The sequence below is a fragment of the Dactylosporangium salmoneum genome (assembly GCF_039532525.1).
GTDB lineage: Bacteria > Actinomycetota > Actinomycetes > Mycobacteriales > Micromonosporaceae > Dactylosporangium > Dactylosporangium salmoneum.
In genome coordinates, this window is record NZ_BAAARV010000003.1 from 1 (window position 1) to 13,959 (window position 13,959).

12 protein-coding genes are annotated in these 13,959 nt (G+C 71.4%); 9 read left to right on the forward strand and 3 right to left on the reverse strand.

The features are described 5' to 3' along the window. Both ABD352_RS00205 and ABD352_RS00210 read left to right on the forward strand, forming a co-directional pair. Window positions 1-371, forward strand: a 371-nt coding sequence (locus ABD352_RS00205) for an MFS transporter (protein ID WP_344610091.1), incomplete at its 5' end; no start/stop codon positions are given. After that, complete coding sequence (locus ABD352_RS00210; RefSeq protein WP_344610092.1) at window positions 371-646, forward strand: alpha/beta hydrolase; 276 nt, start codon at window positions 371-373, stop codon at window positions 644-646. The genes ABD352_RS00205 and ABD352_RS00210, both read left to right, overlap by 1 nt. On the opposite strand, the gene ABD352_RS00215 is transcribed toward ABD352_RS00210, so the two are convergent. Then, the gene (locus ABD352_RS00215) at window positions 630-3,377 is read right to left on the reverse strand and encodes an AfsR/SARP family transcriptional regulator (RefSeq protein WP_344610093.1); all 2,748 of its coding nucleotides are present in this window, start codon (window positions 3,375-3,377) and stop codon (window positions 630-632) included. The two genes, ABD352_RS00210 and ABD352_RS00215, sit on opposite strands and share 17 nt — an antisense overlap. Window positions 3,378-3,477: 100 nt before the next feature. Between ABD352_RS00215 and ABD352_RS00220 the strand changes: the two genes are divergently transcribed. After that, window positions 3,478-3,996, forward strand: a complete 519-nt coding sequence (locus ABD352_RS00220; protein ID WP_344610094.1) for a GNAT family N-acetyltransferase — start codon at window positions 3,478-3,480, stop codon at window positions 3,994-3,996. A gap of 96 nt (window positions 3,997-4,092) precedes the next feature. Here the strand turns inward: ABD352_RS00220 and ABD352_RS00225 are convergent, their stop codons facing one another. Continuing rightward, the gene (locus ABD352_RS00225) at window positions 4,093-4,755 is read right to left on the reverse strand and encodes a GntR family transcriptional regulator (RefSeq protein WP_344610095.1); all 663 of its coding nucleotides are present in this window, start codon (window positions 4,753-4,755) and stop codon (window positions 4,093-4,095) included. A gap of 303 nt (window positions 4,756-5,058) precedes the next feature. Between ABD352_RS00225 and ABD352_RS00230 the strand changes: the two genes are divergently transcribed. From ABD352_RS00230 to ABD352_RS00255, 6 genes are all read left to right on the forward strand, one after another. Beyond that, on the forward strand, window positions 5,059-6,438 hold the full coding sequence (locus ABD352_RS00230) for an LLM class flavin-dependent oxidoreductase (RefSeq protein WP_344610096.1): 1,380 nt from the start codon (window positions 5,059-5,061) through the stop codon (window positions 6,436-6,438). Window positions 6,439-6,530: 92 nt separating this feature from the next. Then, window positions 6,531-8,153, forward strand: a complete 1,623-nt coding sequence (locus tag ABD352_RS00235; protein ID WP_344610097.1) for an ABC transporter substrate-binding protein — start codon at window positions 6,531-6,533, stop codon at window positions 8,151-8,153. Window positions 8,154-8,227: 74 nt separating this feature from the next. Next, window positions 8,228-9,169 carry an ABC transporter permease gene (locus tag ABD352_RS00240; RefSeq protein ID WP_344610098.1) on the forward strand — a complete coding sequence of 314 codons (942 nt, stop codon included), beginning with the start codon at window positions 8,228-8,230 and terminating at the stop codon, window positions 9,167-9,169. Then, on the forward strand, window positions 9,159-10,067 hold the full coding sequence (locus ABD352_RS00245) for an ABC transporter permease (protein ID WP_344610099.1): 909 nt from the start codon (window positions 9,159-9,161) through the stop codon (window positions 10,065-10,067). Before ABD352_RS00240 ends, ABD352_RS00245 begins: the two co-directional genes overlap by 11 nt. Beyond that, window positions 10,054-11,613 carry a nickel ABC transporter ATP-binding protein NikE gene (nikE, locus tag ABD352_RS00250; protein WP_344610100.1) on the forward strand — a complete coding sequence of 520 codons (1,560 nt, stop codon included), beginning with the start codon at window positions 10,054-10,056 and terminating at the stop codon, window positions 11,611-11,613. Before ABD352_RS00245 ends, nikE begins: the two co-directional genes overlap by 14 nt. A 157-nt stretch (window positions 11,614-11,770) precedes the next feature. After that, the gene (locus ABD352_RS00255; protein ID WP_344610101.1) at window positions 11,771-12,415 is read left to right on the forward strand and encodes a sulfurtransferase; all 645 of its coding nucleotides are present in this window, start codon (window positions 11,771-11,773) and stop codon (window positions 12,413-12,415) included. A gap of 110 nt (window positions 12,416-12,525) precedes the next feature. Here ABD352_RS00255 and ABD352_RS00260 read toward each other — a convergent pair whose 3' ends face one another. Then, window positions 12,526-13,770 (reverse strand): galactose-binding domain-containing protein, encoded by a 1,245-nt coding sequence (locus ABD352_RS00260; protein ID WP_344610102.1) that lies wholly within the window; start codon window positions 13,768-13,770, stop codon window positions 12,526-12,528. Window positions 13,771-13,959 lie beyond the last annotated feature (189 nt).

Consider the following 13,959-nt stretch of genomic DNA (forward strand, 5'->3'; position numbering starts at 1 on the left):
GGGTGGCCGGGCGGCTCGGCGACCGCCGCGGCCCGGCCCGGCTGCTGGTGCCCGGCCTGGCGCTGGCCGTGGCGGGCATGGCGGCCATGGCGCTGACCGGCAGCGCGGCCGCGGTGATCGGCGGGGCGCTGGTCTTCGGCGCCGGCTTCGGGGTGCTGCAGAACGCGACCCTCGCGTTGATGTACGACCGCGCGCCGGCCGGCGGCGAGCTGATCGTCAGCGCGATCTGGAACACCGCCTATGATCTTGGGATGGCCGGCGGCGCGCTGCTGGCCGGGCTGGTCGTGACCTCGGCCGGGTACCCCCTGACGTTCCTGCTGACCGCCGCGGCGATGCTGCCGGCGCTCGCCCTCGCCGTGAAGGAGCGGTAATGCCTCCCGGCTACGCGATCCCCGTGCTCGTGCTGGCCCTGGCCACCGCTCCCGCCCCACCGGTGCTGATCGTGCACGGCGACAATGACCCGCTCGTGTCCGTCGCGGACAACCGCGCGTTCGCCGGGCGCCTGCGCGAGGTGTCGGCGAATCCGGTGTACTACGTCGAGCTCCCCGGCGGCCAGCACGCCTTCGACCTGTTCCACTCGCCCCGCTTCGAGGCCGTCGTCGACGCCGTCGAGGCGTTCGCCACGACGGTCACCCGTCCCCGCTGAGCCGCTCGCGGACCTCCTCGGCGCTCGGGTCGGCGAGGTCCTCACGCAGCCGCAGCGCGCGCCGCCAGCACTCGACGGCGGCCGGTCGCTCGCCATGCGCGGCGAGGGCGTCGCCGAGGTGCAGGAAGACGTCGGCGAGGGCGGTGCTGTCGCCGAAGCCCTCCAGCAGCCGCAGTGCCTCGCGGAAGCTGTCGATCGCCTCCCCGTGCCGGCCGAGGTGGTGCAGGGCGTAGCCCATGCTGTGCAGGGAGGCCGCCTGCGGGAACCGGTCGTCGAAGCGGCTGGACAGCTCGATCGCCTCGCGGCAGGCCTCCAGGCTGCGCTCGTGCTCGCCGAGCCGGGCGAGGACCCAGCCCTGGCTGCCGATGGACCGGCCCGCCCACAGCAGGTCGCCGTTGGCGCGGAACAGCTCGGTCGCCCGCTCGGTGTGCGGCAGCGACTCCCGGTCGCGGCCCTGGCTCTGCAGGTTGTAGGCGAGGATGTAGTGCACCCGGGCCTGGCCGTCCACGTAGCCGATGCCGGCGAATTGGGCGATGGCCTGGTCGAGGTGCACGGCCGCCTCGTCGAAGCGGCCGAGCCGGGCGTAGGTCCGGCCGACGTCGAGGTGGGCCTGGCCCAGCGCCTCGGGCTCGTCGAGGCGCCCGAGCGCGTCGATGGCCCGGGCCTCGGCGGCGAGGATCTCGTCCCATTGGCCGCGCCAGTTGAGGTACGGCATCACGGCCCACGCCAGCGCCCAGGTGTGCGTATCGAAGCCGTCGGCGGCGGCCATGCGCATCGCCGCGGTGAGCACCTGGTGGTTCGCCGTGAACCAGGCCATCGCCCGGTCACGGTCGCCCAGCGGCGGGATGGTGACGCCCGGCAGCGGCGGGCCGGGGTCGACCGGGCGGCGGCCGGGGTCGATGAGGTGCGTGGCGGCGCGGGCGGTGTGCAGATGGTGGTCGAGGCCGCGATGCGCCGCGAGGCGGAGCTCCCCGGCGTCCTCGCTCGCCCGCGCCCGCTCGGTCGCGTACTGGCGCAGCAGGTCGTGCAGCGCGAAGCGGCCGAGGGTCCGCTCGGCGACGAGGTTGGCCTCGACGAGCCTGCGCAGCAACGGCCGGACCTCCTCCACGCCGAGCCCGGCGAGGCTGGCCGCGCCGGGCACCGTGCAGTCCGGGCCCGGGTGCAGCCCGAGGAGCCGGAACAGGCGGGCGGCGGCCGGGTCGAGCGCGCGGTACGACCACGAGAACACGGCCCGCACGTCGGTGGCCGCGTCGCCGCCGTCGAGCGCGTCGAGGCCCCCGGCGGCGGCCCGCAGCTGCGCCGCCTGCGTGGCCAGCGACGCCCCCGGCCGGGTGGCGGCCAGCGCGGCGGTGACGGCCAGGGCCAGGGGCAGCCGCGCGCAGCTGGCGATGATGTCCTCGACGGCGCCGGGCTCGGCCGCCACCCGGTCCGCGCCGAGCCGGCTGGCCAGCAGGTCGCGGGCCTCGGCGCCGGTGAGCAGGTCCAGGGCGACCGGGTGCGCGCCGGCGGCGACGAGCGGGGCGAGCCGGTCGCGGCTGGTGACCAGCGCCAGGCAGCCGGGCGCGCCGGGCAGCAGCGGCCGGGCCTGGTCCGCGTCGCGGGCGTTGTCGAGCACCACGAGCACGCGGCGGCCGGATACGGTACCGCGGAACAGGGCGGCCAGCTCGTCCACGCCGGAGGGCAGCTTCTCGGCGGGCAGCCCGAGGGCGAGCAGGAACCCGCGCAGCGCCTCGGCCGGGTCCATGGCCGGGCCGGCCGGGTCGAAGCCGCGCAGCGAGACGTAGAGCTGCCCGTCCGGGAACCGCGCGGCCGCGCCCTGCGCCCAGTGCACCGCGAGGCTGGTCTTGCCCACGCCGGCCGGCCCGGTGATGACGCAGGCCCCGCTGGCAAGGTCGTCGAGCCACGCCAGCTCGGCCCGGCGGGCGGTGAACCCGCGCACGGCCAGGGGCAGCTGGGCCGGCACCGCGGTGGGCGCCGCCGGGCCCGCGCCGCCGGCCGGGTCCGGCATCGGGTCGCGCCGCACGATGGCGGCGTGCAGGTCGCGCAGCGCCTGCCCGGGGTCCAGGCCGAGCTCCTCGCCGAGCGCGCGCCGCAGCCGCTGGTAGCTGTCGAGGGCCTCGGCGCGCCGCCCGTCGCGGTACTGGGCCAGCATCAGCTGCCCGTGCAGCCGCTCGTCCAGGGGCCGCTCGCGGGTCATCCGCTCGAGGTCGGCCAGCACGGCGGCGTGCTCGCCGAGCCTGAGCCGCTCCTCGACGAGGGCGGCCCGGGCGGTGCGCCAGAGGGCGTCGAGGCGCTCGGCCGCGGCCCGCAAGCCCGGCAGCTCGGCCGCATCGGCGAGGGCCCGGCCCCGCCACAGCCCGAGCGCGGCGCGCAGCAGCCGCACCCGCTCGGCCGGCTCGGTGGCCTCGGCGGCGAGCCGTACCAGCCGATCGGCCTCGGCGGCGTCGGTGGCGTCGCCGTCGAGCTGGAGCGCGTACCCGGGCGGCCGGGCCACGATCGCGTCGCGGCTGCCCAGCCGGTCACGCAGGAACGACACGTGCTGCTGCAGCGCGTTCGGCGCGGTCGCGGGCGGGTCGGCGCCCCACACGATCTCGATCAGCCGGTCCGCGGCGACGACCTCGCCGGGCACGACGGCCAGCGCGGCGAGGACCGCCTGACGCCGCAGTCCCGGCACCGGCCGCGCGGCACCGTCCACGAGCACGTCGATCGGACCCAGGAGCCGAACCTGCACCGGCGCACTCTATCGCCGGCCCGGCTGGGCGATTTCCAGGCCGGCACAGAGGGCGTCGCGCTCGCCTACCATCCGCGGGCCTGCATGATCTGATGGGGTCATGGCCCCGAACCTCCTCGTCCGCCCGGCCGCGCCCGGCGACCTCGCCGCCGTCGCGGACATCTACGCGCACTACGTCACCGGCACGGTGGCCACGTTCGAGCAGCACCCGCCGTCGACCGCCGACTGGCGAGGGCGCCTCGACGACCTGGCCGAGCGGGGCCTGCCGTTCCTCGTGGGCGAGGCGGGCGGCGAGGTCGCCGGCTACGCGTACGTGGGACCGTGGCGGCCCAAGCCCGCGTACCGGCACACCGTCGAGGACTCGATCTACCTGGCGCCGGGGCACACCGGCGCGGGCTTCGGCACGCTGCTGCTGCGCGCGCTGCTCGAGTCCTGCGCCGCCGCCGACGTGCGCCAGGTGATCGCGGTCATCGCCGACACGGGTAGCGACGCCTCGGCCACCCTGCACCGGCGGGCGGGCTTCACCGACGCTGGCCGCCTGACTGCGGTCGGCCACAAGCACGGCCGCTGGATCGACACGCTGCTGCTGCAGTACACGGTCCCGGCCCGCGATCAGTGACCGGCGGCCTTCCTGACGGGGAATGTCCGCGGGCAGGTCGGCGGTGCTGACCGGGGCATCCGGGCCGAACCGGCCGTCGGGCAGGCCCAGCGCGGATCAGGTCTTGCGGTCTTCGCGGGCGAGCGCGGCGATGCGCAGATCGCGTGCCCGTTCAACGTGGGCCTGCAGTTCGCTGCGCGCCCGGGCCGGATCACGGTCGTGGACGGCGTCGAACACCCGCCGGTGCTCGTCCTGGGTGGTCTGCCGATCGTCGGGCGTGCCGGCCGGCCGGGCTTCGTAGGCGGCCAGCTGAGCGTCGACCCGGCTCGCCAACTGCGCCACCGTCGGGTTGTGGGCCGCGTCGCGCAATGCGTCGTGGAACGCATCGTTGATGTGGATCAGGTCTGCCCCGGTGGCAGCCTCGGCCTGCTCGAGAAGGTGCCGGAGCCGGGCCAGATCGAGCTCACTGCGCCGCTGCGCGGCCAGCTCGGCCGCGGCGAGGTCGAGGATGATGCGGGCCTCGAACAGCTCGACGACCTGTTCGGGACTGCGGACGGGCACTGCGTATCCGAAGCGCACGCGTTCGAACAGGCCGTCCTGTTCGAGCCGGGCCAGGGCGTTGCGGACCGGCGTGCGGGACACGCCGTACTCGGAGGCGAGCTGAGCTTCGCCGAGCGTCAGGCCCGGCGTGACGTGCCCCTCGACGATCCGGCGCCGGATCTGGGTGTAGATGTCGTCCGCGCCGACGTGCTTCGCCGGGTTCTCGTTCTGTGCTGCCACCTGGGAACATCTCCTCGCTGCGCACCGCTGTCGATCACCACTGTAGCCATGCCGAGTTCCTAGTGATACGGTATGGATTCAAAGTGGATCCACATGGAGGTTCGGTGATGGCGGGGATGCGGTCAGCGTTGCTGACGCGCCGCCGTGCCGTCGACATGATGTTGGTCTGCAGCGCGCGCTGTCGCTGATCAGCCAAGCCTCTTTCACCGCACCCGCGCGCCGCTCCCCCGATCCCTGCTGCCTGCCGATCGTTCGGCGGCTCCTGCCGTGGCGCGTGCCTCTCTCAGTACGGAAGGAACAGTCGTGTCTTCTGCACGCCGGCTCAGGATCGGCCTGGCCGCCTATGGAACCGGATGGGATCTGGAGGCCTGGCGGCTGCCGGGCGCCACGAACTCTGGACTGCTGGACCCGAGCGTCATCGTCGACGTCGCCCGCATCGCCGAGCGGGGCAAGCTCGACTACGTCTTCAGCGGCAGCGCGCTCGCGACCGAACCGAACCGCCTGAACCGGGTCTTCCGGTGGGACAACTCGGTGTACGCCGGCACGCTCGCGGCCGTCACCGAGCATGTCGGGTTCTTCCCCAGCTACAACACCTCCTTCGAGCACCCGTACTTCGTCGCCCGGCAGATCGCGACCGCGGACCGGTTCAGTGCCGGCCGCATCGGCGTGAACCTCGTCTACGGCATCGACCGGGAGGGCGGACCGGCGGGCAATTTCGGCGGCTGGCCGCTGCCCGGCGAGCAGTCCAAGTACGACCGCGCGGACGAGTTCACCGAGGTGTTGTTCCGGCTGCTGCACGACAGCTGGGACCACGACCTACTGCTCGACGACCGTGACGGCGGCACCCTGATCCGGCCGGACAGCTGGCACCCGATCGACTTCGTGGGCAAGCACTTCCAGGTTCGGGGCCCGTTGAACGCGCCGCCGCCGGTGCAGCGCAAGGTGCCGCTGATCCATGTCGGCGAGTCGGCCCGCTCACTCGAACTCGGGATCCGCCACGCCGAGGTGCGCTTCTCCCCGTACTACGGATTCGAGGAGGGCAAGCGCCGCTACCAACAGGTCAAGCAACAGGTCGCCGAGGCAGGACGCGATCCCGACAAGTTCCTGATCATCCCCGGCATCACGTTCTTCGTCGCCGGCACCAAGCGCGAGGCGCGGGAGAAATTCAATGAGGCCCATCGCGTCCAGACCGAAGAGGTCATCCCGGCCTACTTCTCGAAGGTGTTCGGCGTCGACCTGGCCGGTGTCCGGGCGTCGAGCCGGGCGGCCGACGTGCTGCCGCTGGAACGGCTGAGCGGCGACGCCCTCAAGACCAACCGGAGCGGCGGCCTGGCCAGGGAGGCGAGCACCGTGAAACGCGGCGGTCTCGACGACGCGCACTGGCTGCACGATCTGCTGGCCAAGCGACTCGGCGAGGATCTCACGCTGGCCGAGTTGTACCACGCGGTGCAGAGCCACCTGCACGGCGAGCAGATCTTCGTCGGCGACACCGCAGGCTTCGCCGACTGGCTCGAGGCGAACTTCGTCGAGCGGGTCTTCGACGGGATCCAGCTGTTCCCTCCGTACCACCGCGGGCCGGCCGACTTCTTCGTCGACAACGTCGTGCCCGAACTGCAGCGGCGCGGGCTGTTCCGCCGCGAGTACGAGTCCCGTCTGCTGGCCGAGAACCTCGGCATCGCATGAGCCCCGAGAAGGAGCAACTTCACATGTTCGACGGTCAACCCCCTGCTCGGCCCGGTAGCGCCCGGCGCCGCTCAGGCCGTACCGCTTCAGCATTGACCGCGACCATCGCGGTAGCGCTCGTCACCGTCCTGGCCGCATGCGGCTCGAACCCGGCGGCCTCGCCATCGCAGAACGCCGGCGCGCCGGTGTCCGGCGGCAACCTGGTCTACCTCGCCTCCTACGACAACCCCGACTTCCAATGGACCGACGTCAACGACTGGGAGCCGGGCATCATCTTCAGCGCTCTCGTCGACCGGCTCGTCTACTGGGACGCGGAGTCGAGCACGCTCAGGCCGTGGCTGGCCGAGTCGTGGACGGCCAACCCCGACAGCACCCAGTTCACCCTGAAAATCCGCAAGGGTGTGACGTTCAGCGACGGCTCGGCGCTGAACGCGCAAGTCGTCGCCGACAACCTGACGATCAAAGGCAAGGGCGACAAGGCGCTCGGCATCCCGGGCACCTACACCTGGCCGGCCGGGTTCGAGAGCGCGACCGTGACCGACGCCGACACCGTGGCGGTGAAGTTCTCCCGACCGGCGTACGGCTTCATCCGGGCCTTGACCTTCTACCACAGCGGCATCGTGGGCGAGAAGACGCTCAAGCTGAGCTTCCAGGACAGCTCCGACATCAAGAACCTCGTCGGCAGCGGCCCATTCGTGTTCGACAGCTACACCCCCGGCGAACAGTACGTCCTGAGCAGGCGCAAGGACTACAACTGGGCTCCGGACGGTGTCGGGCACGCCGGTCCTGCCTACCTGGACAAGATCACCGTCCGGATCGCCGGGCAGAACAGCGTGCGGACCGGGCTGCTGCAGTCCGGGCAGGCCGACGTCATGCGCGACGTGCCCCCGGCCGACGAGCAGCGGCTCGGCCAGACGGGATTCACCGTGCTGCCGGCCAAGCAGATCGCGTACTCGGTGCAGATCCGGGTCCGGCCGAACAGTGCCGCGACGGCGGACGTCCGCGTGCGGCAGGCGATACAGCACGCCGTGGATCGCAAGGAGCTTGTGGACACGCTCTACTTCACCGGCATCTGGAAGCCGGCGACGTCGGTGATCGAGTCGGGCGTGCCGGGCTGGGTGGACCTGTCCGCCAAGCTCACCACCGACGTGGACAAGGCGAACAACTTGCTGGACCAGGCCGGTTGGACGGCCCGGGACGCACAGGGCTTCCGCACGAAGGACGGCCAGCGCCTGTCGTTCCTGGTGTACTCCGTGTCGTGGATCCGGCAGTCGCAGCCCGAGTTGCTCCTGCTGGCCCAGCAGCTGAAGAAGGTGGGCATCGAGCTGACGGTCAAGAACGTCGACTCCAACAACGAGACGGCGGCGGTCGGCGCGCCCGGCGTGAGCCTGTCCATCTCGCTGGGCAGCGTGCCGACCGTGTCCGGGCCGATGCGCAACAACTTCCACAGCGCGGTCACCACGAGCTGGTTCAACAGCGGTGCGCTGGCCAAGGACGCCGAGCTTGACGGTCATGTCGACGCGCTCAGCAACGCCACCGACGACGGCACCTATACCAAGGCGGTCGGCGAGCTGCAGAACTACCTGATCGACCAGGCGTACGTGATCCCGCTGGACACGAACCAGCAGACGTTCGCCGTGGCGAAGAAGGTGCACGACCTGAACGTCGACGCGTACGGGCGGCTGTTCTTCTGCGACGCCTGGCTGAGCAAGTAGCCGGGCTCCGGACCGACCATCTCGACCGGGCGGGACGTGCGCGTCCCGCCCGGACTGAGCGAAGAGAGCGCACAGTGAAACAGTTACTGCGGCGGGCCGGCGTACTCGCGCTGGTCCTGTTCCTGGTCTACACGCTCGTGTTCGTTGTGCTCGTCGTGCTGCCCGGCGATCCGATCAGCAACCGCCTCAGCGACCCGGACGCGGGCTACACGCCGCAGACGGTGGATCTGCTCAAGCAGTACTACGGCGTCGACAAGCCCGCGGCGCTGCGGTACGCGGAAGGCTTGCTGCGGGCTCTGCACGGCGATCTGGGACACTCGCTCGCCGACGGGCAGCCCGTGACCGGCAAGCTCGCCGACGCCTTCGCACCGACGCTGGAGCTGGCCGGCATCGCGCTGCTGATCGTGCTCATCCTGACCGCTGTCGTCGGACTCGGCGCGCTGTACGGCCGCATCCCGGCGCTGCGTGTGGCGTTCATGTCGGTGCCGTCACTCGTCTACTCGCTGCCGGTGTACCTGGTCGCCGTCGTGTTCATCCAGGCGTTCTCGTTCCAGCTCGGCTGGGTTCCGCTCAACGGCGACGGCGGATTCGCCGCCACCTTCCTGCCGGCCTGCGTCCTCGGCATCACCATCTCGCCACCGCTGATCCAGGTGTTCGTCCGCAGCCTGATCAACGCGGACCGCCTGCCGCACATCACCGTCGCCCGCGCCCGGGGCATCCCCGAGTTCCGGATATTCACCCGGCATCTGTTGCCGGGCGCCGCGCTGCCGAGCCTGACCGTCCTGGGCATCACCATCGGCTACCTCATGAGCGGCGCCGTCGTCACCGAGACCGTGTTCACCCGGTACGGGCTCGGGGCGCTCACCCAGAAGGCCGTGCAGCAACACGATCAGCCGGTGCTGCTCGGCATCGTCGTGGTCAACGCCGCGGTGTTCATGCTTGCCAACCTTCTCGTCGACGTCGTCTATCCGCGCTTCGACCCACGCGTCCAGCCGAGGTTCAGCCATGCCAGGTAGCGCCCACGACACCCTGCTCGCCGACCTCGGCACCGAACCGGATCCCGGTATCGAAGCCGGACGCTCGGGCACCGCCCGGCGCCTGCGGGGACGTCGAATCCCGCCGACCGTCGTGTTGTCCGTGCTCGTCATCGTGGTCGTACTCGCCTCTGCCGTCGCGCCCTCGCTGCTCGCCGGTCAGGACCCGATCAACGGCGTCCCGTCCGACAAGCTCGCGTCGATGAGCGGGGCGCATTGGCTGGGCACCGACTACCTCGGCCGCGACATGTACTCGCGGATCGTCCACGGTGCCCGGACCTCGGTGCTCAGCGCGATCCTCGCCGTCGCCGTGGCCGTGAGCCTCGGCACGGTCGCGGGTCTCGCCGCGGCGCTCGGGCCACGGTGGCTGGAGACACCGCTGATGCGACTCATCGACGTGCTGCTCGCGATCCCGTCACTGCTCCTGGCGATGGTGTTCGTCGCCGCCTTCGGGTTCTCCAGCGCCAACGCAGCCGTCGCGGTGGGACTTTCGATGATCGCCAGCTTCGCCCGGGTGGCCCGGATCGAAGCGCTGCGCGTGCGTTCGGCGCCGTACATCGAGGCCGCGGAAGTCGCCGGCACCACCCGCGTCGGCATCGTGGTCGCGCATCTGCTGCCCAACATCGCCACGACGCTCATCTCGCTGGCGGTTCTGGAGTTCGGCGCGGCGATCCTGGCGCTGTCGACGCTGTCGTTCCTCGGCTTCGGCGCCCAGCCGCCCAACCCGGAGTGGGGGCAGCTCGTAGCCGAGGGCGCGAACTTCTTCTACGCAGCACCGTGGCTCGTCTACGCCCCCGCCACCGTGGTCGTCATCGTCGTGCTCGCCGTGAACCGCCTGTCCACCTACCTCGACGCGAGGGCATTCGATGAGTCGCTCTGAAGCACCCGCCGATCCGCCGCTGCTGCGGGTACGAGACCTGTCGATCGCCTACCGGGCTGCCCGGCAGTGGAACCCTGTGGTGCACGACGTCTCCTTCGACGTACGGGGCGGCGAGACCGTCGCGCTGATCGGGGAATCCGGCTCCGGCAAGACCACGCTCGCCGGTGCCGTGCTGCGGATCCTGCCGGCCAACGCGCGCACCACGGGCGGCACGATCCTGTTCGACGGCACCGACCTCGGCCGGGCGTCGCGACGACAGCTGCGGCAGCTCCGCTCACACGAACTCGGCTACGTGCCACAGGACCCGACCATGTCGTTCAACCCGCTGCGTACAGTGCGCAGCCAGCTGTACGAGATTCTCCGCCTTACCGGACCCGAGCGCGGCCTGGCCGCAGAAGCGGAGGCTTTGCTGCGGCGGGCCGGGGTCTGCGACACCGCCCGGGTGCTGGACTCCTATCCGCACCAGTTGTCCGGCGGGCTGCTGCAGCGCGCGCTCATCGCTGCGGCGATCGCGGGACGGCCGCGGCTGCTCATCGCCGACGAGCCGACCTCCGCCCTTGACGCGACCATCCAGAAGGGCATCCTCGACACGCTCGACCAACTGCGTGCCGAGCTCGGCCTCGCGGTCCTGCTCATCACGCACGATCTGGCCCTCGCCGCGGCGCACAGCGATCAGGTCGTCACGCTCGATCGGGGCCGGGTGGCCTCGCCGCCGTACGCCGAAGCGTTGTTCGCGAGCGCCCCCAAGCCTGTCGCCGTAGCGCTCGCCGAACGCGCCGACGACACCGCCCGAGAAGCCCCCGGGCCGGCCCTCACCGTCGATAGCGTGAGCAAGACCTTCGGCCGGCTGACGGCGGTCGACGCCGTCTCCTTCGACGTCGCGTCGGGCACCACACACGCGCTCGTCGGTGAGTCGGGGTCGGGCAAGACGACCCTCGCCCGGGTCGTGCTGGGCCTGCTGCACGCCGACTCCGGTGCGGTGCGGCTCGCCGGGCAGCCGATCGACCCCACGGACCGCGTTGCCCTGCGCAAGGTTCGGCGCGACCTGCAGATCGTGCACCAGAACCCGTACGGCTCGCTCGATCCGCGGTACACGGTGTCACGCATCATCGGCGAGCCATTGGTCCGCTACCGCGCCGGGAACCGTCGACAGCGACAGGCACGCATCGATGAGCTGGCCGACGCCGTGGGACTGCCTACCAACGTGTTGCAGCACCGGGCACGTGAACTGTCCGGCGGCCAGCGGCAGCGGGTCGCGATCGCGCGTGCACTTGCCCTCAACCCGAAACTCATCGTGCTCGACGAGCCGACCTCCGCGCTCGACGTACGAATCCAGGATCAGGTGCTGCAACTGCTGCAGACGCTGCAGCGCGAACGTTCGCTGACCTACCTGTTCATTTCCCACGATCTGCGCCTGGTGGCCGGCCTCGCCCACACGGTCACGATCCTGCGCCGCGGTACCGCCGTCGAGTCCGGCCCCGTCGCCGACGTCTTCCGGTCACCGGCCGAGGAGTACACCCGCGCACTGCTCGCGTCCGTGCTGTAGACCATCCCGAGGAGTTCCCGTGTCCGAGCCCCGCTCACAACACCTGATCAGTGCCCGAGAGCTGATCGACCATCCGGTGCCACGACCCGTCGTGCTGCACGTCGGCCGGGCGTCCGCGACGCTTCCGGCGCCACAGGTCAAAATCGCCGGTGCTCACGTGACCGAACTCGAGGACGACTTCGGGGGACCCGCGGACGGCGAGCGCGGGAGGCTGCCGTTGCCCGACGCCCGCAGCGTGACGGATCGGATACGAAGCTGGGGCATCGACGGCGCAACGCCGGTGATCGTCTACGCCGCTCGATCCGAACTCGTCTCCGCGGCCACCCGGGCCTGGTTCGTACTGCGCTGGGCCGGGCTGCCCGACGTCCGGCTACTCGACGGCGGGCTCGACGCCTGGCGGGCAGAGGGCGGCGGCACCGAGGACATAGCCACGACGGCTCCTGCGGTGCCGAGCGCCTTCACCGCATCGCCCGGTCGCCTGCCCACGATCGACGCCGACCGCGCCGCCCAGTTCGGCGCCCGCGGGAACCTTCTCGACGCCCGCGACAAGGCCGCCTACGCCGGCGGTCACATCCCCGGCGCGCGACTCGTCCCAAGTCCCGTGTTCGACGACGGCAGACTCAAGAGCGCGGAGGCCCTACAGTCCGCACTCCCCATTCCGGCGGCCGTGTACTGCGGCGCGGGTGTCTCGGCCACCACCGTCGCGTTCGCCTACGCCACGCTCGGCCGCACCGTCCCGGTCTACGTCGCCTCGTGGTCGGGGTGGACAGCCGATGCCGACCGGCCAATCGAGCAGGCCTGAGTGGCGTGGGCACCAGCGACGGGTCGATGCGAACGATGATGTTGCACGCGCAGGTGATCGAGTCGGGGTCGCGGCCCGCCGTTGTGGCGGCGGCTCGCACGGCGGCGGGTCTACAGTGGATAGACCTCGAACTCGCCGAGCTGGGCCGACGGCGACATGGTGTTGCCGAAGAAGATGAGCTGCACGTATCGCGCGTTGGTCGGCGGGAACGTGATGGTTACCGTGTTCGCGTTGGCCGGGTCGAAGAGGTACGGCCTGATGTCGGCGACCGTGGTCCACGGGTCGGGGGTGAGCGAGGTCGTGACCGCGATCGTCTGGGTCCGTGCCGTCCACCCGGCCGGGAGCTTGAGCACCACTCGCGACACCTGGTAGTTGGCGTTCAGGTCGACCATGATGGGCAGCGGGAAGTTGTTCGCCCGGCTCTCCCACACAGTGTCGGGGTTGCGGTCGACCGCGTCCGCGCCGGTGGACATGCCCGAGGACTCCGCCCAGACCTGCCGGAACGCGGCCAGGTCGGGCGGCGGCGCGGCGGCTCCCGTGCCGGCGAGCGCGACCGACAACGAGCTCACCGACAGCGTGCCAGACCGTGAACCGGTGACGGTGGGCCTGAACACGACCGTGATGGTGCAGGAGCCGCCGCCCGGCAGGGTCGCGCCGCAGGTGCCGCCGAGCCGCTGGAAGTCGCCGGTGACCGTCACGGGCGTGAGCGTCGCCGGGCTGCCGCCGGTGTTGGCGAGGGTGACGGGCTGCGCCGCACTCGTCGCGCCGACGGTGGCGCTGCCGAAGCTGACGCTGCCCGGGCTGATCGACAGTGCCGGCGGCGCCGGCGGGACCTCGTACACCTCGAACTCTGCAAGCTGCGCCGCCGGCCAGGCGGAATTGCCCTCGATGACAAGCTGGACATAGCGGCGGTACCCCGGCGTGAAGTCGATCGTCACAACGTTTCCGGCGGCCGGGTTGAACGTGTACGCCCTAGCGCCGACGACGATGGGATTGGGATCCGCATTCCCTGCGCGCACGGTGACTGTCTGCGTCCGTGTCTGCCACTGCGGCGGCAGCTTGAGCACCACGCGGAAAACGTTGCGCGCGCTGCCGAGGTCGACCGTGATGTACTGCGGGAAGGCATTCGGCGGACTTTCCCAGTACGAGTTCGGGTCCCCGTCGTTGGCATAGTAGGACGCGAAGGGCATGACCGAGGCGGCGGTGATCGGCCGGCCGAGCGCGACGTTGCCAGCGTCCGCGGCCGCAGGAGCCGCACCCGCCACGACGGGCAGGACGGCGCCGAGGACGGCGGCGACGACGAACGCGGCGAACCCGGCTCGGCGCGACCGGGGCGCGGAGGTGGAGTGGACCACTGCGTGGTATCCCTTCCCACGAGCAACGGCAATCACAGATCGTGATGGCGGCATCATACGTAATATTTCTATACTTAGATACCTGCGCCGCCGAGGTAGTCGCGTTCGAGGCGGCGCATGGCCTGGACCGGTGGCCGCGTGGCTGCATGCGCCGGCCACTGTGACACCACGGTGCTGTCAGTTTGGGAA

Bases quoted from the DNA above. Each gene is read 5' to 3' on its own strand.
- ABD352_RS00245 (WP_344610099.1), top strand. From the start codon at position 9,159: ATGCCAGGTAGCGCCCACGACACCCTGCTCGCCGACCTCGGCACCGAA.
- ABD352_RS00220 (WP_344610094.1), top strand. From the start codon at position 3,478: ATGGCCCCGAACCTCCTCGTCCGCCCGGCCGCGCCCGGCGACCTCGCC.
- ABD352_RS00210 (WP_344610092.1), top strand. From the start codon at position 371: ATGCCTCCCGGCTACGCGATCCCCGTGCTCGTGCTGGCCCTGGCCACC.
- nikE (WP_344610100.1), top strand. From the start codon at position 10,054: ATGAGTCGCTCTGAAGCACCCGCCGATCCGCCGCTGCTGCGGGTACGA.